The sequence below is a fragment of the Corynebacterium sp. HMSC073H12 genome (assembly GCF_001837775.1).
Taxonomy (GTDB): domain Bacteria; phylum Actinomycetota; class Actinomycetes; order Mycobacteriales; family Mycobacteriaceae; genus Corynebacterium; species Corynebacterium amycolatum.
In genome coordinates this window covers 36,974-59,984 of record NZ_KV834023.1, presented here as the reverse complement: position 1 = coordinate 59,984, position 23,011 = coordinate 36,974, and the positions used below count along the sequence as shown (strand labels likewise).

Genomic DNA, 23,011 nt, shown 5'->3' with positions numbered 1-23,011 from the left:
GGTCTAAGAAACAAAATTTGTTGTGAGGTGACTGGGGTCACATTAATCTTTCCGTCAAGAAAGTTAATAGTCATTAACGGAAAGTATTTCGCCCATGACTCACGCTCCAGCATTGACCAACCGACAGCGCCACGAAGAGCTCGTCGCAGAGCTCAAAGAGCTGCTCAGCACAACAGCGCGTGGTGGTTCCGAACGTGCCCGTGCTCGCCATATTTCCCGCGGCAAGCTGCTGCCACGTCAGCGCATCAACCAACTGCTTGACCCCGGCAGTCCTTTCCTAGAGGTCGCACCTTTAGCGGCCCACGAAATGTATGGCGGCAAGGTTCCGGCTGCTGGCGTCATCGCCGGCATTGGCATCATCGAAGGTCGTCGCTGCCTGGTTGTAGCCAATGACGCAACCGTTTCCGGCGGAACGTACTACCCGTTGACTGTTAAGAAGCACCTGCGCGCACAGGAGATTGCCAGCCTTAACCACTTGCCGTGCATTTACCTGGTCGACTCCGGCGGGGCCATGCTTCTCAACCAGGATGAAGTTTTCCCTGATCGCGATCATTTCGGTCGCATTTTCTACAACCAGGCCAACCTCTCCGCTCGCGGGATTCCGCAGATTGCCGCCGTGATGGGATCCTGTACCGCCGGTGGCGCCTATGTGCCGGCGATGAGCGATGAAGCGGTCATTGTGAAAAACCAGGGCACCATCTTCCTGGCAGGCCCACCACTGGTTAAGGCTGCAACTGGTGAAGATGTCACACCAGAGGAACTCGGTGGCGGCGAACTGCACTCCAAGACCTCCGGCGTTACTGACCATCTCGCGGTTAACGATGCCGACGCACTGCGTCGTGTCCGCGATATCGTCGCAACGCTCCCCAAGGATCCGGAAGTTCCGTGGGACACAGAACCCACCGTCGCGCCGACTCGCAACCAGACCGATCTTTACGATGTCGTCCCCGTCGATGCCAAAGTGCCTTACGACGTTCACGAGGTTATTGAAATTATTGTGGATGGAGGTCAATACCAGGAGTTTAAGGCCGAATTTGGTACGACCCTGGTCACTGCTTTCGCCCGCATCCACGGCCACCGCGTCGGCATTATCGCCAACAACGGCATTCTCTTCGCGGAATCTGCGCAGAAGGGCGCGCACTTCATCGAGTTGTGTGACCAGCGCGGTATCCCACTGGTATTCCTGCAGAACACCACGGGCTTCATGGTTGGTCGCGAATATGAGGCAGGCGGTATCGCAAAACACGGCGCCAAGATGGTCAACGCCGTGGCCACCACTCGCGTGCCCAAGTTCACCGTCGTCATCGGTGGTGCCTTCGGCGCCGGCAACTACTCCATGTGCGGTCGCGCATATTCGCCGCGCTTCCTCTGGATGTGGCCGAATGCTCGCATCTCTGTCATGGGTGGTCCACAGGCGGCGATGACGTTGTCAACCGTCCGCCGCAACCAGATTGAACGCTCAGGTGAGACCTGGTCACAGGAGGAGCAGGAGGAGTTCGAAGCTCCGATTCGCAGCCAGTTTGAACGCCAGTCGCACTGCTATTACTCATCGGCTCGCCTGTGGGATGACGGTGTCATCGACCCCGCAGATACCCGCCGAATTCTCGGCATGGCCCTCGATGTGGCAAGTGGCGCACCCCTGGATGAACAGGGCTTCGGCGTCTTCCGCATGTAGTAACCAGCTAAAAACTCTCGACACCGCATTTTCTGGAAAGGAAACGAAAGGGCACATGACAGCGCACAACACGCAGCCCCACGCAGCTGGCGGAAGCCTGAGTACCGTATTGGTCGCAAACCGCGGGGAGATCGCCTGCCGTATTATCCGCACTCTTCGTGACAACGGTATTCGCTCCGTCGCGGTTTACTCCGATGCCGATGCCGACGCCCCTCACGTCCGCATGGCGGATATGGCCATTCACATTGGCCCATCCCCAGCACGCGAGTCGTACCTGGTCATTGACAAGATTATCGATGCCGCTCGCCGCTGCGACGCAGACGGAATCCACCCCGGTTACGGCTTTCTCTCTGAAAACGCAGACTTCGCGACCGCTTGTGAGGAAGCAGGTATTGAATTCATCGGCCCACCGGCCAGCGCCATCAACACGATGGGCGACAAAATCTCCGCCCGCGCCGCCGTCGAAGCCCGCGATGTTCCCACCGTTCCGGGTCTGTCTCGCCCAGGGCTTAGCGACGAGGATCTCATTGAGGCAGCCCCATCGATTGGCTTTCCGGTACTGATTAAGCCGTCGGCAGGCGGTGGCGGCAAGGGTATGCACCGCGTGGAAAACGCTGCTGACCTGCCGGCGGCACTCGCGACAGCCCGTCGTGAAGCGGCGGGTGCCTTCGGCGATGATTCCCTGTTCATCGAGCACTTCGTCGACACCCCGCGGCATATCGAGGTGCAGATTCTCGCGGATAAACACGGCAATGTAATCCACTTGGGCGAGCGTGAGTGCTCGCTGCAGCGACGCCATCAGAAGGTCATCGAGGAAGCGCCGAGCCCTCTGCTGGATGAGGAAACGCGCAGCGCAATTGGTGTAGCGGCCTGTGACGCGGCACGCTCGGTTGGCTACGTCGGCGCGGGCACGGTGGAGTTCATTGTGCCGGCGAAGGACCCGTCGTCGTTCTTCTTCATGGAGATGAATACGCGCCTGCAGGTTGAGCACCCCGTGACTGAGCAGGTCACCGGCCTGGATCTGGTGGCGCTGCAGGTTGACATTGCCTCGGGACGCCCACTGCCGGTTGCTCAGGAAGACGTGACTCTCACCGGTCACTCGATTGAAGCTCGCGTGTATGCCGAAGACCCGGCGGCGGGATTTCTGCCCACCGGTGGCACGGTCACACGTGTCGTCGAGCCGAGCGGGGCGGGGATCCGGGTGGATTCCGGCATTGTCGACGGTTCCGAGGTCTCATCTCTCTATGACCCGATGTTGATGAAGATTATCTCCCACGGGGAAAACCGTGAGCAGGCGCTCGAGCGACTGGACCGGGCGCTGGGAGACACCGTTGTCGCAGGTGTCGGAGTCAATATCGATTTTTGTCGCTACCTGCTGAACGTCCCCGAGGTTCGCGCCGGCGATCTCGATACCGGTCTGCTCGACCGCGTGGCGGAAGGTTTCGCCACCACCGAAACACCGGATGATGTGTACCTAGCCGCTGCGATGGACTGGCTGACTTCCCGCTTTGAAGAGGCCACCGACTCGCCGTGGCTGACCCCGGATGGCTGGCGCTCCAGTACTCCTGCCGCGCAGCGCATCCGCTTCGGAACGGGGGAGGACTCGCGTCTGATCTCGATTGTGGGCACGCCGTCGAGTGCCGACGTCATCGTCGGTGATGTGGTCGCAGGCCTGTCCGCCGAGGCGGAGAACGGAGAGACCGACGTCTCGGAGCCGCGGAACTACAAAGTTTCGGTCTACCGCGACGGGGAACATCTGCGCATCGTCCGCGACGGTGTCGCACAGCACTTCCTGGTCGAGACCATCGACAATGCGGGGTCGGCGAACCATGAAGAATACGTCGTTGCCGGTGCTCACGGCACCTGGGTGCTGCCTCGCACCGAGGTAGTCACCGCCGGCGCCGAAGCCGATGCCGGTGGCTCAGGGGTTATCCAAGCTCCGATGCCCGGCGCGATTATCGCGTTGGCGGTGGAGGAAGGAGCCCGCGTCGAAGTTGGTGACGCTCTGTTGGTCATGGAGGCCATGAAGATGGAGCACACTCTCACCGCCGAAATTGCAGGTGAGGTTAGCTTCACCGTCGCGCCGGGCGATCAGGTCACCGGTGACCAGCAGCTGGCGGTCATCACTGTGGCCGAAGCCGAGGAATAAAAGCCCACCCGAAACGCACCAAACAGGTCCCACACCAATCAGGTCCCACACCTACAAAACTTCAAGGAGCACTTACTATGTCTGAAAGCACCAAGATTGCAACCGCCATCCTCGACGACGAATACGTGGAACTGCAGAAAGTAGTTCGCGAATTTGCCAACGAAGTTGTCGATCCGGTTTCCGCCGAGCACGACCGCAACCACACCTTCCCGTACGAGATTGTCTCGCAGATGGGAGAAATGGGCCTGTTTGGTCTGCCATTCCCTGAGGAAGTCGGCGGCATGGGCGGCGACTACCTGTCCTTCGGTATCGCCCTGGAGGAGCTGGCTAAGGTCGATCAGTCGGTCGCTATCACCCTGGAAGCGGGCGTTGGCCTAGGTGCCATGCCGATCTTCCACTTCGGCAATGACAAGCAGAAGGAGACCTACCTGCCCGAGCTGACTGCTGGTAAGAAGCTCGCCGGTTTTGGTCTCACCGAGCCGGATGCAGGTTCCGACGCCGGTGCCACCCGCACCACAGCCCGTGAAGACGGCGATGATTTCGTCATCAACGGTGCCAAGCAGTTCATCACCAACTCCGGTACCGACATCACTTCGCTGGTTACCGTCACCGCAGTCACCGGCCAGAAGGACGATGGAAAGAAGGAGATTTCCACCATTATCGTGCCGAGTGGCACGGAGGGCTTCGTCGCGGAACCGGCTTACGACAAGGTCGGGTGGAATGCCTCCGACACCCACCCGCTGACCTTCACCGATGTCCGCGTCCCGCAGGAGAACCTGCTGGGCACCCGTGGTCGCGGCTTCGCTAACTTCCTGTCCATCTTGGCCGAGGGGCGTGTCGCAATCGCAGCGCTTGCCACCGGTGCTGCGCAGGGCTGTGTCGATGAGTCGGTCCGCCACGCCAAGGAACGCCAGTCCATGGGCCGTGCAATCGGCGAGTACCAGGCTGTTTCCTTCAAGATCGCACGAATGGAAGCGCGTGCGCATGCTGCACGTATGGCGTGGTACGACGCAGCCGCAAAGATGGCCGCGGGCGCAGAGTTCCGTCGTGAAGCGTACATCGCCAAGATGATTGCCTCCGAGGCCGCGATGGACAACGCGCGCGACGCGACGCAGATTTTCGGTGGCTACGGGTTCATGAACGAGTACCGCGTGGCACGCCACTACCGCGACTCCAAGATTCTGGAGATTGGCGAGGGCACCACCGAAGTGCAGCTCATGCTGATCGCGCGCGGATTGGGGCTGTAAAAATGGCTGACAACAACGCAACCGAAGTCACCCACGACGTCGTCCAGCGCGGACTGTGGTTCGAAGAGTACGAGGTCGGCGCGCGTTACCTGCACCGTCCGGGGCGAACCGTCACTGAAACCGATGACGTCCTCTTCACGACGCTGACCATGAACACCCAGCCACTGCATCTGGATGCGCACTGGTCGAGCCAGCAGCCGGGATTCGGCGGCGAGCGCCTGGTCAACTCCATGTGGACGCTGTCGACGGTTGTCGGGCTGTCCGTCGGGCAGCTGACGCTCGGCACCATCGTCGCCAACCTCGGCTTCACCGAAGTGGCGTTTCCTGCACCGATGTTCCACGGCGACACCCTGTATGCAGAGACCGTCTGCCGTAACAAGCGTCTGTCCAAGTCCCGCCCCAACCAGGGCATTGTCGAGCTCGAGCACATCGGACGCAATCAGGACGGCACCGTCGTCTGCCGCGCCGTCCGGTCCACGCTCGTCCAATGCGCACCGACTTCGCTTGACGACGGCTCCGAGAACGCAGCTTCAGCGGGGAAGTGAGTGGCCCATGTCTACGCATAACTCCTGGCAGCCGCTGGGCCCCGCAATTCTGTTTGCGCCGGCAGACAGGCCGGAACGATTCGCTAAAGCTGCTGACCGTGCCGACATGGTGATTCTGGACCTGGAGGACGGCTGTCGCGCAGAAAACCGTGAGGCTGCCCGCGAGGCTATCGCCTCCTGTGAGCTCGACCCGGCGCGCACGATTGTGCGTGTCAATCCACCGGAGGTTGAGGACTACGCAGCGGATATTGATATGCTGCGCGACACCGCTTTCCGCCAGGTGATGCTGCCCAAGGCTTCCTCGGCTCAGCAAGTGGATGAGTTGGTAGCGGCACTGGGGGAGAAGACCCAGGTCATTGCCCTTATTGAAACTCCGCTTGGGGTCATGCGCGCCGAAGAGCTGGCGCAGGCCGATGGTGTCGTTGCACTGTTCTGGGGCGCAGAGGACCTGGTGGCGGGATTGGCGGGAACGTCATCACGCTTTAGCGAAGCAGAGGCTGCACTCGCGCCGGGCCGTATCCATGCGGGTAGCTACCGCAGTGTGGCGGTGCATACCCGCAGCCACGTTCACCTGGCGGCAGCGGCGCACGGTAAGGCCAGTCTGGATTCCATCTACGTCAATATCTCCGACGCGAATGGGCTAGCTGCGGAGGCAGCGGATGCCGCTGCGTTGGGATTTGCCGCCACCGTCTGTATCCACCCCGGTCAGGTCCCGACAATCCGCCAGGCTTACCGCCCCAGCGACGAGGAGATTGACTGGGCGCGTCGGCTCTTGGCGGAAGCGGAAGAGAACACCGGTGCCTTCAGCTTTGACGGCCAGATGGTGGATGCGCCGCTCTTCCGTCAAGCAGAAGCCATTGCTCGGCGAGCTGCTGTAACCGGTTAGTCCCACAGCCGGTAACGACCACTGATTTATCCCCCTAAAGAACACATTTTCCTCTCACACACTCTGCACTCTGCGGAGTCACTTAAACCAAGGAGATCTCCCCATGACCGCGACATTGAAGAACCACGCAGAACAGCGCACTGCTGATCCTTCGAAGCTGCCGGAGGGCTTCACCACTGTGCCGGCACCATACGGCAAGGATGTTGTCGATGCCGATGGCAACAAGATGAGCCACGTGTTCGGCGCCGGTGTCGAGCAAGGTGCCGCTCCACTTCGTGATGAGACCCTCGGCGAGAACCTGCGTGCGATTGTGGAGAAATTCCCTTCCCGCGACGCCGTCGTTGACGTCTACGCGGATGTCTCCTTTACCTTTGAGCGTTTCTACAACCGAGTTCTGCGCCTGGCCAGCGCTTTCATCCGGGAGGGCTACCGTCCAGGAGACCGCATCGGCATTTGGTCCACCAACCGCTGGGAGTGGACCGTGGTGCAGTACGCCTGCCACCACATCGGCCTGGTGCTGGTCAACATCAACCCGGCTTACCGCCAGCACGAGCTGAACTACGTGCTGGAAAAGGCAGGTGTGCGTATGGTGTTTGCCGCTCGCCGCTACAAGGACTCCGATTACCGAACCATGCTGATCGAGGCCTCCAAGCAGCGCGGTGTGCGCTTGGACAAGGTCATTTACTTCGGTTCATCCGAATGGTACGAGCACATGCACAGCGAGATCGACGACCTGAGCGAGTACACCTCCCAGCTGAAGCCGGATGATCCGATCAACATCCAGTTCACCTCGGGCACGACAGGCTTTCCCAAGGGCGCTACGCTAACGCACCGCAACCTGCTGAACAATGGATACTTCATCGGTGAGCTGTTGGGCTACACCGAGACCGACCGCATCTGTGTGCCGGTGCCGTTCTTCCACACCTTCGGCATGGTGATTGGCACCTTCGCCGCCTTCACCCACGGTGCCGCTATTGTCATCCCGGCCCCGTCGTTTAAGGCGCGTGAAACACTCAAGGCTGTGCACTCGGCCAAGGCCACCAGCCTCTACGGTGTGCCGACGATGTTCATCAATGAGCTTGAAGAAGCTCATGATCAGGAGGAATACGGATCCCCTTACGACCTGTCGCTCCTGCGTACAGGTGTGATGGCAGGTACCTCGTGCCCGTCGAAGACCATGCGTGATGTGATGGACAAACTCAATATGCGCGAGATTGCCATCTGTTACGGCATGACGGAGACCTCGCCGGTGTCCTTCCAGACCCGCGCGGATTCTCCGCTGGAAAAGCGCGTCAACACCGTCGGCCAGATCATGCCGCACTTGGAAGCCCGCATCATTTGTGAAGAAACCGGAGAGACGCTGCCGCGAGGCGAACAGGGCGAGGTTGTCGTTCGCGGATACTCCGTTATGAAGGAGTACTGGGAGCACCCGGAAAAGACCGCCGAGGCCATCGACGCCGACGGCTGGATGCACACCGGCGACTTGGGTGTGCTTGACGACGAGGGCTACCTGTCCATCACCGGACGTATTAAGGACATGCTCATCCGCGGCGGTGAAAACATCTACCCGCGCGAAATTGAAGAGTTCCTGTTCACCCACCCGGCTGTCGTCGATGCGCAGGTCATCGGTGTGCCGGATGACAAGTACGGCGAAGAGATTATGGCATGGGTGATTCTGCACGACGATGTGGAAGACCTCACAGCTGACGATGTGGCGGCCTTTGCCCACGGCAAGCTGTCGCGTCACAAGATTCCGCGCTACGTCCACGTCGTCGAGGAGTTCCCGATGACCGCGTCGGGCAAGGTCCGCAAGGTCGAGATGCGTGAGATGGCTCCGCGAATCCTGGGCTGGGTGTAGAACAATGTCAAAAACAACTAATCAGACCGGCCGAGAGCTTGTCGCAGGCCTTGTCACCGATGGAATGACCCTGGCAGTTGGCGGCTTTGGCCTGTGTGGTGTGCCATATACCCTCATCGAAGGCGTGCGCGACTCCGGGGCAAAAGACCTCACCATCGTGTCCAACAACATGGGCATTGACGGTACTGGACTCGGCATTCTGTTGGAGAACAAACAGGTGGCAAAGGTAGTGGCCTCCTACGTCGGCGAGAACAAGGAGTTTGCCCGCCAGTACCTCGAAGGCGAAATCGAGGTGGAGTTCACCCCTCAGGGAACTCTGGCTGAGCGGCTTCGCGCAGGGGGCGCAGGTATTCCCGCGTTCTACACCGCAACCGGCGTCGGCACGCTCGTTGCAGAGGGCAAGCCTCACGCCGACTTCGACGGGCAGACCTACGTGCAGGAGCGTGGCATCGTTGCCGACATTGGCCTGGTGCACGCCTACCACGGCGATATCGACGGCAACCTTGTTTATCGCCGGACCGCGCAGAACTTCAACCCGCTGTGCGCAGCATCCGGCAGGGTGACCGTTGCGGAGGTGGAGCACTTGCTTGGCCGCGGTGAGATCGACCCGGATCTGGTGATGACTCCGGGTGTGTATATCCAGCACATCGTCCGCGGTGACGGCCGCGAGAAGCTCATTGAAAAGCGCACAACTCGGCCACGCAATACCGATTCCAGCCACGATGCCGGTGACGCGGCAGCAGGGGAGGAGATTTAAATGGCACCTGCGAAGACAATTATGGACAAGGGCTGGAGCCGTGACGAGATGGCACAGCAGGCCGCCGAAGAGCTGCGCGATGGCGACTATGTGAATCTGGGTATCGGCATTCCGACACTGGTGGCAAACCATATTCCCGAAGGTGTGCGCGTCCTGCTGCAGAGTGAAAACGGAATTCTGGGAATGGGCGCCTTCCCATATGAAGGTGAAGAGGATGCCGACCTTATCAATGCGGGCAAGCAGACCGTGACGTTGGTGCCGGGCGCGGCAATCTTCGACTCCGCCACCAGCTTCGGCATGATTCGCGGCGGTGCTGTGAAAATGGCCGTGTTGGGTGCAATGGAGGTTAGCCAGTGCGGTGATCTGGCCAACTGGATGATCCCGGGAAAGATGGTCAAGGGCATGGGCGGCGCGATGGACTTGGTCGCCGGTACCCCTCGAGTAGTGGTTTTGACCGATCATGTTTCCAAAGATGGCAAACCAAAATTGGTAAAAGCCTGCGAACTGCCCCTCACAGGTGCGAAAGTAGTGAAAAGGATTATTAGCAACCTGGGAAGCTTCGATGTCGCTGATGACCACCTGGTGCTACGCAGGCTGGCACCCGGGGTGACACTGGCTGATATCGAGGCCAACACCGAAGCCGCATACGTGGTTGACCTCGAGAATTAAATACGCAGCAATCATGGTCAGTCCACACTCATCAGATTTGACTTAGGAGAATCCATCCATGAGTAACCTTCCAGCTCCCAGCCCGAATGATGTCGTTATCCTCGCCGGTGCCCGCACCCCGCAGGGCAAGCTGCTCGGCCAGCTGGCACCGCTTACTTCCGTCGAACTCGGCGCACATGCTGTCAAGCATGCTGTCCAGCGTTCCGGCGTTGCCCCGGAAGAGGTTCAGCACGTCGTTCTGGGCCAGGTGATTCTCGCAGGCGCTGGCCAGAACCCGGCCCGACAGGTCGCCATTAAGGCAGGTCTGCCATGGAATACGACCGCTGAGATCGTTAACAAAGTCTGCCTCTCGGGCCTAAACGCTGTCATTCACGCTGCTCGCCTGATTCGTCTCGGTGACGCAGACGTCGTTGTTGCAGGTGGTCAGGAGTCCATGACGCACGCTCCGCACGTTGCACGCGGTGTTCGTCAGGGCAAGTCCTTCGGTGCGCTGAAGCTGGAGGACACCTTGGAGCGCGACGGTCTGGTCGACTCCTTCGATGGTGTGTCCATGGGTACGCTTACCGACGGTCCGAACAGCGACCTCGGCATTAGCCGCGAGCAGCAGGACGAAGTTGCGGCCGCTTCTCACCAGCGTGCAGCCAAGGCGCAGGAAGACGGCATTTTCGCGCAGGAAATCGCTCCAATCGAGATTCCGCAGCGCAAGGGTGACCCGGTAGTTGTCGACACCGACCAGGGCATTCGCCCGGAGACCACTGTGGAGACCCTGGCTAAGCTGCGTCCGGTCTTCCTGAAGGAAAACGGCACCATCACTGCCGGTAACTCCTCGCCGATTTCCGACGGTGCCGCAGCAGTTGTGCTGGCATCGCGTGCCTACGCAGAGAAGCACGGTCTGGACTACCTCGCAGTTGTGGGCAAGGCCGGCCAGACCGCAGGTCCGGATAACTCCCTGCACGCTCAGCCGGCGGACTCTTTGAAGGAGGCCCTGCGTCGCGCTGAGTGGGACGCGCAGGAGCTTGACTTCATCGAGATCAACGAGGCATTTGGTGCGGTGGCCGTCAAGTCCCTGCGTGAGCTGGACTACCCGCTGGAAAAGACCAACATCCACGGTGGCGCGATTGCCCTCGGCCACCCGATTGGCTGCTCCGGTGCCCGCCTGACTCTGACCGCTGCAATGGAGCTGAACCGTCGCGGTTCGGGTCGCGCTGGTGTGTCCCTGTGTGGTGGCGGCGGCCAGGGCGACGCGCTGCTGCTGTATCGCGACTAACCGCATAGGTTAAAAACTCAGCAAACCCGCGTTGTGGTTTCCGCTCTATGGGCCCCACAACGCGGGTTTTGTTACCTCCTGGGGGAGCCCCTGCGCGAAGGTGATTCGAGTTTTCAATTAGGTTAGGAGCTATGACAGGCTTTAGCTCCCTCGATGGTGAACAGTCCTTCCCTTGGCTTCCCTCTGGCCCGGCGCTACTCTTCGCCCCGGCTGACCGTCCGGAACGTTTCCAGAAAGCTGCTGAACGATCGGACATGGTCATTATTGACCTGGAGGACGGCGCTGCCGTTGACAATCACGAGCAGGCACGTGCGAACATCATCAACAATCCGCTCGACCCGGAGGCGACTATTCTTCGGATTACCGGTCCTGGGACTCCGACCTTCGCGGAGGATGTCGCCTTTGCCCGTACATGTGACTACGACATCGTCATGGTGCCCAAGATTCGAGGCTCCATCCCCGCAGAGCTCGAAGGGTTGAAGATCATCGCGATGATTGAAACCCCGCAGGCCATGATTAATATCCAGCAGATTGCCACGCACCCGGACGTTGTGGGTCTGTTCTGGGGTGCCGAAGACCTGACCGCCGAACTCGGTGGGGTGTCCTCGCGCCAGAGTGTGGATGAAAATCCTCGTCGCCACTACCGCGATCCGCAGCGATTGGCTCGTGCACTAGTTCAGGTGCATGCAGCTGCAGCGGGTATTGCCGCCATTGATGCCGTTCATACTGACTTTCGCGATGAGCGCGGCCAGTACCTAGAGGCTCTCGATGCCGTGGGCTGTGGTTTCTTGGCTACGGCCTGCATTCACCCGGCGATGGTGCCGCCGGTGCGCAAGGCATATAAGCCGTCGGAAGCAACGCTCGCCCGCGCCCGGAAGATTGTCGATCACGCAGGTACGCACACTGGCGCCTTCCAGCTCGATGGCGAGATGATTGACGCGCCCGTCGTAAAGCAAGCGGTGGCAGCGCTCGCGCGTGCGGGGATTTCGGAGTAACTAGCGGCGGGATTTCGCCAGGTTCTCGGTGACTTTCCGGTCGATGCGGCCGAAGTTGTAGTACGCCGCACAAGCGCCTTCGGGGGAGACCATGCAGGTGCCGATGGGGGTCGCCGGGGTGCAGGCGGTGCCGAAGACCGCGCATTGCCACGGCTTGATGTGTCCGGTGAGCACAGATCCGCATTCGCAGGTCACGGGGTCTGGGATACGGCGCCCCGGCACCTGGAAACGGCGCTCGGCGTCGAATGCTGCGTATTCCTCAGAGATGCCGAGGCCGGAGTTTTCAATCCAGCCGAGACCGCGCCACTCGAAGGTGTCGCGGAGGGAAAAGACGCGGTCCATAAGTTTCTGCGCAGTGGTGTTGCCTGAAGACCGAACGACACGCGCGTACTGGTTGTCCACCCGCGACTTACCGGCAGCAACGTCGCCGCTGACGAATTGATCTAGCAGCATGACGACGGCCTGGAGTACATCCAACGGCTCAAAACCGGTGACCGCCACTGGCAGATTGAACTCGCGCGGCAGGAACTCGAAAGCGTCCGTGCCGGTGGTGGTGGCCACGTGGCCTGGGCCGATAAACCCATCAACCTTGGTTTCGCCGCCGTTGACGATGGCGCGCAGCGGCGGTTCGATAAGTACGTGGTTGGAAAACACGGAGAAGTTTTCCACACCCTGCCGGCGTGCGGCCTCAACTGTCACGGCAGTCGACGGGGCGGTTGTCTCGAACCCGACGGCGAAGAAAACAACCTGCTTATCGGGGGTATCGGTGGCGATCTTCAGCGCGTCGAGAGGCGAGTAGACAAAGCGTACATCGGCGCCGCGCGCACGTGCCTGCATCAGCGAAGTCTCAGATCCTGGCACGCGCATCATGTCACCGAAGGTCGTGAAAATGACATCTTCTTGCTGTGCCAGCCAGATGGCATCATCGACGCGCCCCATGGGGATGACACAGACGGGGCAGCCGGGGCCGTGGATGAGCTCGATGTTATCGGGCAGAAGGTTTTCCAAGCCGTAGCGGTAAATGGTGTGCGTGTGCCCGCCACAGACTTCCATCAGTGCGATGGGCTTTTCCAGCTTGGTGGCCTCGCGATCAATGCGCGCGAGCAGCTTCTTGGCAGCAGCGGGATCACGGAATTCGTCGACGTATTTCATGATGTCTTATTGCCCTCAGTTGATTTGTGACGATGAGAAGGATTCCAGCTCGTCTTCGTAGGTGTCGCCACCAAGTTGTTTAATTTGCTGGAGCGAGAGTTTGGCTTCTTCCTCGTCAATCTTGCTCATGGCGAAACCGACATGTACGAGAACCCAATCACCTTGTGTGAGGTCCTCATCGACGAGTAAATCGGTGGAAATCATGCGTGCGACACCACCAATTTCAACTGTTGCGCGGGCCGCATCGTGGACTTCTGTGATCACTGCAGGGACACCAAGACACATACGCTTCTCCTCGTTTGCAATACTTTTCGAGACTACCATCAGGGGCAGTGCGCCTCGTTTTTGGAGTATTAGTTGCGCAATTTGTCATTGTCCGCCTCGCAGCCGTGCAGTTTAAGGATATGTAGCCATGCAGCCGAAGAATCGTCTGAACACCAACGAAGCCAAGGTCAACACCAATATCGGGCGCGTTCGGGCGCGTCCGTTCAGGCTTCTCGATGACTACGTCACCCTGCAACACGGCTCCGGCGGAAAGGCATCCGCCGCTCTGGTTGAACAGGTCTTTTTCGACGCCTACGGCAATGAGATTCTCGGACAGGGAGGAGATTCGGGACTCTTCGCAGCCGATGCTGTTGTCGAGGCTGCGGCCGCTTCCGCACATGGCGGAGCGCGGTTGGCTATGTCCACCGACTCCTATGTGGTCAACCCCATCGAGTTCCCGGGCGGCAACATCGGCGATTTGGCCGTCAACGGCACAATCAACGATCTGGCGGTAGCCGGAGCCAGGCCGCTGGCGCTGACCGCATCGTTCATCCTGGAAGAGGGGCTGGAGATCGCGACTCTCCGTCGCATCGTGGCGAGTATGCGCACCGCTGCCGATGCCGCAGGGGTGAGCATTGTCGCCGGCGACACCAAGGTTGTGCCGAAGGGCGCAGGTGACCAGGTCTACATCACCACGGCCGGGGTGGGCGTGGTCAGCAGCGACTACGCCGGTGCCGCTACGGCAGGATCTGTCTACGCAAACATCGAGGTTGGGGACCGAATTCTTGTCTCCGGTCCGATCGCCGATCACGGCATGGCCGTCATGCTCGCCCGTGGCGACTTGGCTTTGGCCGCACCTATCGAGTCCGATACCCGCGCCGTCAACGGTCTGGTCGAAGCGCTACTTGAAGCTGCACCCGGCACTCGCTGGATGCGCGATGCCACCCGCGGCGGCCTTGGCACGGTCGCCAACGAGCTCGCCCGTGGCACCGGTTTTGGTGTCGTGCTTGACGACGAATCCATTGCGGTTCGTGAAATGACCCGTGGGGCCTGTGACATGCTCGGCATCGACCCCCTCTACGTGGCCAATGAAGGCACCTTCGTCGCCGTTGTCCCCGCTGAGCAATCCGAGGCAGCGCTCAGTGCGCTCCACGCAGCCGGGGCTTCCGAGGCTCGTGATATCGGCTCCATCGAGGACGAGCCCGCCGCTTCCGTGGTGCTGGTCACCGGATTCGGTGGCACCCGCATGGTGGACATGTTGGTCGGCGACCCGCTGCCGCGCATCTGCTAGACATCCATGCCGGTTGCCGCCAGTAGGCGACCTGCCACCGCCTGGCCAAGACTCAAGCCGCCATCGCCCGGCGGCACGATTTGATGCTGCAACAGGGTAAAGCCCTCAGCTGCAACTTCGCGCCGCAGCAACTCCATCAACAGCGCATTATTTGCGCAACCCCCGCTGACACCGACAACATCGGTTCCAGCTTCCTCCGCCGCCTGCACCAATCGCTTGCCGACGACGGCCGCAACCCCACTGTGAAACAAGAATGCGGCCTGCTCAACGTCAGGCGATGCTACTGCCTCCGGGATGACCTCCTGGAGGGGCACCGGCTTCGTCCCCGAACTGACCGCTCCGAGCGCTTCCGCATGCGATCTCACGTAGCGAGTCGCCACTGCCTCCAACTCCATGGCCGCTTGCGCCTCATAGCTGATGGCCGCACCACCGCGCCAACGAGGAAGCATCAGAGCTGCGGCGGCATCGAATATGCGGCCTAGAGACGAAGTTTGCACGGTGCCGATTCCCGTCGCCAACTGGCTTTTAACCAGCGCTACTTCGTGTTCGTTGGGGAGGTTGCGTAGGAGACGGTCGTCGTCAAGCGCCCATGCGTGGGTGAGACCGAGGGCTAGCCGCCACGGATGCGTGACGGCACGATCGCCGCCTACCAATGGGAAAGAGGGGCAGTGCCAGGTGCGTTCCCAGCCTGCGGAATTGCGACTGAGCGTGAGGATTTCTCCGCCCCAGATGGAGCCATCAGTGCCATAGCCAGTGCCGTCGAGGGTAGCGACGACTGCGCGACCGGCACCGGGGGAAAGGAGGCGGTGTTCGGCGAGTAGGGAGAGCGCGTGGGCGAAGTGGTGTTGAACTGAGAGCAGCTCGATGTCGTGCTCGGCAGCGAAGCGTTCGGCGAAGGCGGTAGTGGCGTAGCCCGGGTGAAGGTCGCAGACGACAAAATCCGGGGTCGCGTCACGCATGGAAAGGAGCTGATCAACTGCTCTCTGGTAGGCCTTCTGACTGGCCCACGAACCCATGTCACCAATGTGTGCGGAGACGTGAACGAGGTCCCCATGCGCGATCGCGAAAGTGTTCTTCAGTTCCCCGCCAGTCGCGAAAATGGTGGGTTGCGACGTACTACGGGCGCTGGTGCCAGGGCCAGTGCCGGTGCTAGTGCCCGTGTCGCTACGAGAATCGGTGGCCGTGATTGAAACGGGGATGGGAGCGAAGCCACGGGACCGGCGCGATGGGGCGGTGCCGATGAAAACCGAATCTTCAACGGGTACGTGGATTTCGCGGTCGTGGAGGATGAAAGCGTCGGCGATGTGACCGAGCTTCTTCAGCGCGTCGGCATTGTCGGTACACACGGGCTCGCCACTGAGGTTGCCGCTGGTGACCACGAGCGGGCGATCGCAAAGCAACAGGTGAATGCCTGAGTATGGAAGCATAATGCCGAAGCTGTCGAGGCCAGGGGCGATGAGATCGGAAAGCGGCCCCGACCGCTGCTTCGGTGCAATCACAATCGGTGCCTCAGGGGAGTCGAGGAAACGCTTCTCCTGCTCAGTTAACTCAACCAGTTGGGCAGCGGTGTCAACAGTGGGAGCCATTACCGCCAACGGTTTGTCGGGTCGACGCTTGCGCATCCGTAGTTTCTCGCAGGCAGCGTCGTTGGCGGCATCGCAGACCAGGTGAAAACCACCAATACCTTTGACGGCGAGCAGGGCGCCGTCGTCAAGCAGCGCCTGTGCGCGACGAAAGAGTGCGAGAACCTCCTCGCGGGAGGTAGCGGTGGTGGTGCCGCCTGCATCGTGCCAGCTCAGACGCGGGCCGCAGTCAAAACAGCTGATTGGCTGGCGTGATAGCGGCGGTCGGCGGGGTCGGTGTATTCGCGCTCACACGGGGTGCACATCGGAAAGGCCGCCATAGTGGTGCGCGGACGGTCGTAGGGCAGTTCAGTGATGATGGACAGACGCGGCCCGCAGTTGGTGCAGGAAATGAAAGGGTAGAGGTAGCGCGGGTTGGTAGGGTCGAAAAACTCACGGCGGCAGTCCGGGCACAGTGCAGTGTCGGGCGGAAGCAGCGCGCGGCCGGAGTAGCTGTGGCGAGAGGGCACGATGGTGAACTCGCGCTCATGGCCCAGCGCAGCGATGTGCTCGGCGGAGTGATTGATGATGCGGGCAAGCGCCGGCAGTTCGGTGAAAAGCTGGCTGCGGAAGGCAACGAGGGCGTCTGACGCGCCTTCTACCTCGATGAATACGCCCTGCTCATCATTGCCGCAGAAGCCGACGAGACCCGCGCGCCGGGCGATGGTGGCCACAAAAGGGCGGAATCCGACCCCCTGGACGATTCCTTCGATACGCCAGCGAATGCGTTGAATGCCCGTGCCCATCCCCGCCCCGGTCGTGCCTGCCTTTTCCATGCGTTCAACTTTACGTAAGCGACTCGGGTCCGTTCGCACTGCTACTTTGGAGATTGTGCACGAAGTAGCGTTGAGCATGCAGTTGGCGAAGGTTGTCACGAGAGCAGCCGAAGGTCGAACTGTACGCACTGTGCACCTGCGGATAGGCGCTCTGCGTCAGGTTGTTCCAGAAACCCTTTCATACGCGTGGGATTTCGTCAGTCGCGATACCGGTTTGGGGCACGCGAAGTTGGAGATCGACTGGGTACCTGCCGTTGTCGAATGCGCGCACGGGCATCGCGAACAGGTCGGGCCACTCGACGGTCTGCTGTGCCCCACGTGCGGAAAGCCAGGACGCGTAATCTCGGGGGAAGAGTTCACAATCGTCGACATCGACGTCGACGCGCACAAGTAGGAGAGACGGTTTAATCATGGGACGTTTCCACCGGCATGACGGCGATGACGCACACCACCATCATCATCATGACCATGACCACCACCACGGCCATGACCACGTTCATCTCGCCGACCCCAATGACACCAGCCACGGCGACCACTCGGGTTATGAAACTGGTGTGGAACGCGTGACCATCCTCGAGGACATCTTCAGCGAGAACGACCACCGCGCGGAGCATAATCGCGAGCTGCTTGCCGAACATGGTGTTGAGGCCATCAACCTGATGAGCTCCCCGGGTTCAGGCAAGACCGCGCTGTTGGAGAAGACACTGGTGGCTGCGCAGGGCAAGCTGCGCGTCGGCATTATCGAGGGCGATATTGAAACGGCCCTCGATGCCGATCGCCTGGAGGGCTACGATGCCCAGATTTCGTTGCTGAACACGGGCAACGGATTCGGTGGCGAATGCCACTTGGACGCCCCCATGGTCTCCCGCGCGCTCGAGGGGCTGGATCTGGACACGCTTGACCTGGTCATGATTGAAAATGTGGGAAACCTCGTCTGTCCGGCTGAGTTTGAGGTCGGTGAGACTCGCAAGGCAATGGTCTACTCCATTACTGAAGGTGAGGATAAGCCGGTCAAGTATCCGGTGATGTTCCGCTCTGTGCAGGTAGTGGTTATCAACAAGATGGATCTTGCCCCGTACCTTGACTTCGACATGGAGCTCTTCCGCGCCAACCTGGAAAAGGTCAATCCAGGGGTGAAGGTGATTGAGGTCTCCGCTAAGACCGGGGAGGGCATCGACGAATGGCTCCGTTGGGTCAACCCTGCGCTGGTTGATTAAGCGCGCGCCGGGGTCGTCGTGAAGCAGGGGGCATTACGGCATGCTTGACGACGGTCCCGCTACCCCCTCGTTTCGCTCCACCTTAGTGGGGGATAGGTGATATTCGGCCGTAATCTGCCGCGGTTTTTCACGTTCATTCCCTGTACCTGGAGCTATATTTACGCAATATTTATCTTGCATATTATTTTGTTATAACCGCTGCGCAGCACCATTATTCAGGTTGTTCTTAGGTCGCTATACTTGGCCATGTATAGGCAATGGGCCTGGGTAGTTGTAAAACCTCGAAACCAATATTCCTAATAACTAAGCAGAAGGCGCAGCGAAAAAAATGATTAGTGGCGCGAATTGGCAGGAAGGCACCCTCGGCGACAACCTCGCTAGAGCTGGTGTCTCACGGCGCAGTTTCATGAAGTTTTGTGGCACCATGGCGGCAATTTTTGCCGCGGGAACTCCGAATGTCGGTGAGGCCGCGGCGCAGTCGCTGACTCCCTCGGCGGAGGAAATCGCAGACAAGCTCTCAGCTGTAAAGAAGCCGAAGGTGGCTTGGTTGCAATTGCAGGAGTGCACCGGATGTATGGAATCCGTATTGCGTTCCGGAGGCACTACTGCTGAAGACGTGGTGCTGAACTTAGTTTCGATGGACTATAACGAGCTGCTCATGGCGCCGTCCGGGCACGCGGCCGAAAAGGCTTTGGATGACATGAATGCCGAGGACCACATTCTGGTGGTCAATGGCTCGATTCCGACCGGCGAGCACGGTGCGTATTGCACCATCGGCGGTAAGTCGGCAGAACAGGTGCTGCTCGAGGCTGCTGAGAAGGCCACGGCAATCCTGGCCGTTGGTGCCTGTGCTGTCTGGGGTTCTGTTCAGGCCGCTAAGCCGAATCCGACCGGCGCTAAGGGCGTCGATGAGATTATCAAGGACAAGCCAGTGATTAACGTCTCTGGTTGTCCGCCGATTGGTGAGGTTATTACCGCCACTCTGACGTACGTGCTCACTTATGGCAAGACTCCGGAGGTTGACGCTGAGGGGCGGCCAAAGTTTGCCTACGACCAGCGTATTCACGACTCCTGCCCGCGCCGCGCACATTATGATGCCGGTCAGTTCGTGAAAACCTTCGATGACGAGGGTGCACGCAACGGCTGGTGCCTTTACGAGGTCGGCTGTAAGGGGCCATCCACGTTTAGCCCATGTCCAATCGTGCAGTGGAACCTTAAGTCTGGCTGGCCAATCGGTGCTGGTCACCCATGTATTGGCTGTACTGAGAAGGACTTCTTCGACCAGTTCACTCCGTTCTATGACAAGCTGCCGGGAATCCCGGGTATTGGGGTGGAGTCCAGCGTGAACAAGGTCGGCGTTGGACTGCTGGCTGCCACTGCCGCGGGTGCCGCAGTCCATGGCGGACTCACACTGGTGAAGGAACTGAAGATAAGGCGCTCCAACGGCGAAGAAAAGGTGTTGGCTGCGTTTGGCGGTGTGGAAGGCAAGGAGCCTCCGATGGTCGACCGTCCTTCAAACTCACCGGGCACGCAGAGTGAGACAGCATCCGATTCGAAGGACGACTAAGGGCATAGGACATGGCTACGGAAAAAGTTGTAATTGACCCGATTACCCGAATCGAGGGACACCTTCGCATTGAGCTGGAACGCGAGGGAGACCACATTAAAACCGCGTGGAGTGAAACTACTCAGTTCCGCGGTATCGAAACCATTGTGAAAAACCGTGATCCTCGCGATGTCTGGGCGTTCGTTGGTCGTATCTGTGGTGTGTGCACGGGTACTCACTCGGTGGCATCCATTGCCGCGGTCGAAGATGCCATTGGCTCGACACCGCCCCCGCAGGCACGTCGTATTCGCGACCTGGTGATTGGCTCGCAGGAGATTCACGACCACGTCGTGCACTTCTACCACCTGCACGGTCTGGACTGGATTGATGTCACGAAGGCTCTCGAGGCAGATCCGAAGAAGACCGTTGAGTTCGCGCAGTCGATTGGCTCGACGTGGAAGGGCAATACCGAAGAAACCTTCGCCCGAGTCAAGGAAACCGTGCAGGGCATTGTGGACTCCGGCCAGCTGTCCATCTTCACCGGCGGCTACTGGGGGCACGAGGACTACCGCCTGCCGCCCGAGGCCAACCTGATGGCAGTGTCGCACTACCTCGATGCCTTGGCTTTCCAGCGCTCTATCATCCGCATTAACACCGTATTTGGCGGTAAGAATCCCCACCCGAACTTCCTGGTCGGAGGTATGGCGTGTTCCATCGACCCGGAACGCTCGGAGACGGTCAACCAAGTCGGCATTGACCAGATCAAGTCCTGGATCGATGAGATCGTGGAGTTCGTCAATGACTGCTTCTACCCAGATGCAGTCGCCATCATGAGCGTTTACAAGGATTACTTCGACATCGGTCGCTCCTCCGACAGCTTCCTGGCGGTCGGCATGGCCGGCGCCACTTACTCAGGCGACCCGGCTAAGTCCCGTGTCCAAACCGTGCATCCAAACATCAAGCCCGGTGTCATTCTCGACGGTGATTACACCAAGCTCCACCCATTCCAGCCGGAGAAGATTGAGGAATTCATTAACTCCGCCTGGTACACGCAGGAAGCGGGCGACGATGTCGGCCTCAAGCCGTACGACGGTGAAACCACAGTGAACTACACCGGACCGAAACCGCCGTACGAGTGGCTGTCCGACAATGAAAAGTACACCTGGTCGAAGGCGCCGCGTTACGACGGTCGCGCTGTTCAAGTCGGTCCGGTTGCACGTGTGCTGTTGGCGTACCTGCAGAAGGAATCGGAGACGGTGCGCCTGGTCGACGAGGTTATGGACAAGCTCGACCTGCGTATTGAGCAGATGAACTCCACTGCGGGACGCACCTACGCTCGCGCCGTGGAATCTGTGACTACCGCCAATTACTTGGCAGATCACATTTTCCCAGAGTTCGTTGAGGCCTTGAAGAATGGCGATATTGATGTCTTCGACAACAGCCGTTGGGAGCCGTCCTCGTGGCCGGAAAAGTGCCAGGGCGTGGGCTTTCTCGAGGTCGCTCGCGGCATGCTCAGCCACTGGGTCAAAATCGAAAATGGCAAGGTGACCAACTACCAAGCCGTGGTTCCTACCACGTGGCTGGCCGGTGGCCGTGACCCCAAGGGGCAGCTTGGCCCGTACGAGCACGCGCTGGCTGGCGATGGCACGCATCCGCTGGTCGATCCTGAGCAGCCGCTTGAGCCACTTCGCACGATTCATTCCTTCGACCCATGTATGGCCTGCGCGGTCCACGTTTTGGATCCGTCTGGTCAGGAGATGTTTAAGGTGACGACGGCATGACATCCGACGGCATGACCCCCTCAGTGAGTGAAAACCCGGAACTGCGACTAAAGGATTCCAAGGGCAACCCCCTGGTTATTGCGGTTATTGACGCACACACCAGCCACTGGTTGTCGCCATCTGAGGTCATTCAGGCCGCAGCGATTGTTCCGGACGAGTCCCGCGATCCTGTCGACCTTGCGCTGAAGGTCAGCTTGCGTCGTCGTCGTGACGATCTTTTCCACCTCGACGGCACGCCACTGATGAAATTGACCCCGGATTCGTACGATCCGGCAACACCGGATCGCCGTTACTCCATCGCTAAGGTGCACGGTCTCAATATCGCCGATCAAACGGTCGATGTGGCAATCATGCGTGGTGAACTGGACTCAGTCGTAGAGGCATCCACGATGTCCCGCGAGGAAGGTGTTCTACTTCGTCGTAACGCGAACATGCACCATGGCCGCGGTCATCGCAGCATGGGTGTCGCACTCGCTCCCATTGACAAAGACGGAAATATCATCGGAGACTTCATCTTCGAAGGTTTCGTGGCAATGGGTCTGCGGAAACTTGACGAGGCCATTGCAGAGAATAAAAAGGGCTCCGGTTCGTGGGTCGAGGTTCACCTGTGGGGATGGGCACTGCGCGTTCAACACTGGTTGAACCTGGCGCTGATGTTGGTGATGACCTTTACCGGTTGGTACATCATGCAGCCCTATTTGACCGAGCGTACTTATGACGGCACGGCCGCGGGTTTTGCGATGGGGTATGTGCGTTTCGCGCACTTCTTAGCCGGATTCCTCTGGATTGCGGTGGGATTGTGGCGTGCCATTCTGTTGTTTGTTACCCACGACCGACAAACACGATGGCGTGCGCTATGGCCGATTTATAACAAGCAGGATGTTAAAGACCTCTGGCACACGATGCAGTACTACCTCTTCCTACGCAAGGAAGGGCCGTTCTACTTCGCTCACAATCCGCTGCAGCAGCTGGCATACACCGGCATTTACGCGATGTGTCTCATCCAGATGCTCACAGGTCTGTCGCTATACGCGATGATGGATCAGTCCAACTGGTTCTTCCAGCTGTTGGCTATGCCCACGCACTGGATTGGCATCGGTTACTTCCGCCTGATTCACACAATCATCATGTACCTGATTTGGCTGTTTGCCATCATTCACGTCTACCTGGTCATCCGCTCCGATGCGGTGCACAACCACGGTGGTCTGTCCTCGATGATTGGTGGCTCTGTCTGGCTACCGCGCGGAACGCAACCGGTTGACTCTCCACGCATTGGATAGGAGATCATTGGGTAACGATAAGACGTCCGACGGA

The 23,011-nt window shown here is 59.7% G+C and carries 20 protein-coding genes; 16 read left to right on the top strand and 4 right to left on the bottom strand.

What is annotated here, in order from left to right:
* The first annotated feature begins 94 nt into the window (after positions 1-94).
* The 10 genes from HMPREF2708_RS00285 (at position 95) to HMPREF2708_RS00240 (ending at position 12,048) form a co-directional block, all read left to right on the top strand.
* The gene (locus HMPREF2708_RS00285) at positions 95-1,675 is read left to right on the top strand and encodes a carboxyl transferase domain-containing protein (protein ID WP_070830921.1); all 1,581 of its coding nucleotides are present in this window, start codon (positions 95-97) and stop codon (positions 1,673-1,675) included.
* 55 nt (positions 1,676-1,730) lie between these two features.
* Complete coding sequence (locus tag HMPREF2708_RS00280) at positions 1,731-3,824, top strand: acetyl-CoA carboxylase biotin carboxylase subunit (RefSeq protein ID WP_070830918.1); 2,094 nt, start codon at positions 1,731-1,733, stop codon at positions 3,822-3,824.
* A gap of 77 nt (positions 3,825-3,901) precedes the next feature.
* On the top strand, positions 3,902-5,071 hold the full coding sequence (locus tag HMPREF2708_RS00275) for an acyl-CoA dehydrogenase family protein (RefSeq protein WP_070830915.1): 1,170 nt from the start codon (positions 3,902-3,904) through the stop codon (positions 5,069-5,071).
* Between the two features lie 2 nt (positions 5,072-5,073).
* A complete protein-coding gene (locus HMPREF2708_RS00270) occupies positions 5,074-5,616 on the top strand; it encodes a MaoC family dehydratase (protein ID WP_069359443.1) in 543 nt (180 codons plus the stop codon).
* A 7-nt stretch (positions 5,617-5,623) separates the two neighbouring features.
* Positions 5,624-6,502: an HpcH/HpaI aldolase/citrate lyase family protein gene (locus HMPREF2708_RS00265; protein WP_070830912.1), complete on the top strand. Its 879-nt coding sequence runs from the start codon at positions 5,624-5,626 to the stop codon at positions 6,500-6,502.
* Between the two features lie 103 nt (positions 6,503-6,605).
* Positions 6,606-8,360 carry an AMP-binding protein gene (locus tag HMPREF2708_RS00260; protein WP_070830908.1) on the top strand — a complete coding sequence of 585 codons (1,755 nt, stop codon included), beginning with the start codon at positions 6,606-6,608 and terminating at the stop codon, positions 8,358-8,360.
* 4 nt (positions 8,361-8,364) lie between these two features.
* Complete coding sequence (locus tag HMPREF2708_RS11215) at positions 8,365-9,117, top strand: CoA transferase subunit A (RefSeq protein ID WP_070830905.1); 753 nt, start codon at positions 8,365-8,367, stop codon at positions 9,115-9,117.
* Positions 9,118-9,786 carry a CoA transferase subunit B gene (locus tag HMPREF2708_RS11210; protein WP_005509864.1) on the top strand — a complete coding sequence of 223 codons (669 nt, stop codon included), beginning with the start codon at positions 9,118-9,120 and terminating at the stop codon, positions 9,784-9,786.
* A gap of 58 nt (positions 9,787-9,844) precedes the next feature.
* Complete coding sequence (locus tag HMPREF2708_RS00245) at positions 9,845-11,053, top strand: acetyl-CoA C-acetyltransferase (protein WP_038627863.1); 1,209 nt, start codon at positions 9,845-9,847, stop codon at positions 11,051-11,053.
* A 131-nt stretch (positions 11,054-11,184) separates the two neighbouring features.
* Positions 11,185-12,048, top strand: coding sequence for an HpcH/HpaI aldolase/citrate lyase family protein (locus HMPREF2708_RS00240; protein ID WP_005509801.1), 864 nt, complete (start codon positions 11,185-11,187; stop codon positions 12,046-12,048).
* On the opposite strand, the gene hypD is transcribed toward HMPREF2708_RS00240, so the two are convergent.
* Entirely contained in the window at positions 12,049-13,200 is a 1,152-nt protein-coding gene (gene hypD / locus HMPREF2708_RS00235; protein ID WP_070830902.1) for a hydrogenase formation protein HypD, read from the bottom strand. It lies immediately after the preceding gene.
* A 15-nt stretch (positions 13,201-13,215) separates the two neighbouring features.
* Positions 13,216-13,485: a HypC/HybG/HupF family hydrogenase formation chaperone gene (locus tag HMPREF2708_RS00230; RefSeq protein WP_048731707.1), complete on the bottom strand. Its 270-nt coding sequence runs from the start codon at positions 13,483-13,485 to the stop codon at positions 13,216-13,218.
* Positions 13,486-13,612: 127 nt separating this feature from the next.
* Between HMPREF2708_RS00230 and hypE the strand changes: the two genes are divergently transcribed.
* Positions 13,613-14,755: a hydrogenase expression/formation protein HypE gene (hypE, locus tag HMPREF2708_RS00225; RefSeq protein ID WP_048731632.1), complete on the top strand. Its 1,143-nt coding sequence runs from the start codon at positions 13,613-13,615 to the stop codon at positions 14,753-14,755.
* Here hypE and HMPREF2708_RS00220 read toward each other — a convergent pair.
* Both HMPREF2708_RS00220 and HMPREF2708_RS11205 read right to left on the bottom strand, forming a co-directional pair.
* Entirely contained in the window at positions 14,752-16,554 is a 1,803-nt protein-coding gene (locus tag HMPREF2708_RS00220; protein ID WP_246840294.1) for a Kae1-like domain-containing protein, read from the bottom strand. The two genes, hypE and HMPREF2708_RS00220, sit on opposite strands and share 4 nt — an antisense overlap.
* Positions 16,551-17,153 (bottom strand): acylphosphatase, encoded by a 603-nt coding sequence (locus HMPREF2708_RS11205; protein WP_246840276.1) that lies wholly within the window; start codon positions 17,151-17,153, stop codon positions 16,551-16,553. The genes HMPREF2708_RS00220 and HMPREF2708_RS11205 overlap by 4 nt, the downstream gene beginning before the upstream one ends.
* Before the next feature lie 76 nt (positions 17,154-17,229).
* Between HMPREF2708_RS11205 and HMPREF2708_RS00215 the strand changes: the two genes are divergently transcribed.
* The 5 genes from HMPREF2708_RS00215 (at position 17,230) to cybH (ending at position 22,977) form a co-directional block, all read left to right on the top strand.
* Entirely contained in the window at positions 17,230-17,547 is a 318-nt protein-coding gene (locus tag HMPREF2708_RS00215) for a hydrogenase maturation nickel metallochaperone HypA (RefSeq protein WP_241482030.1), read from the top strand.
* A 16-nt stretch (positions 17,548-17,563) separates the two neighbouring features.
* Positions 17,564-18,370, top strand: coding sequence for a hydrogenase nickel incorporation protein HypB (gene hypB / locus HMPREF2708_RS00210; RefSeq protein ID WP_070830897.1), 807 nt, complete (start codon positions 17,564-17,566; stop codon positions 18,368-18,370).
* Between the two features lie 328 nt (positions 18,371-18,698).
* The gene (locus HMPREF2708_RS00205; RefSeq protein ID WP_070830894.1) at positions 18,699-19,937 is read left to right on the top strand and encodes a hydrogenase small subunit; all 1,239 of its coding nucleotides are present in this window, start codon (positions 18,699-18,701) and stop codon (positions 19,935-19,937) included.
* 11 nt (positions 19,938-19,948) lie between these two features.
* A complete protein-coding gene (locus HMPREF2708_RS00200) occupies positions 19,949-21,697 on the top strand; it encodes a nickel-dependent hydrogenase large subunit (RefSeq protein ID WP_070830890.1) in 1,749 nt (582 codons plus the stop codon).
* On the top strand, positions 21,694-22,977 hold the full coding sequence (cybH, locus tag HMPREF2708_RS00195) for a Ni/Fe-hydrogenase, b-type cytochrome subunit (RefSeq protein WP_246840275.1): 1,284 nt from the start codon (positions 21,694-21,696) through the stop codon (positions 22,975-22,977). The genes HMPREF2708_RS00200 and cybH overlap by 4 nt, the downstream gene beginning before the upstream one ends.
* Positions 22,978-23,011 lie beyond the last annotated feature (34 nt).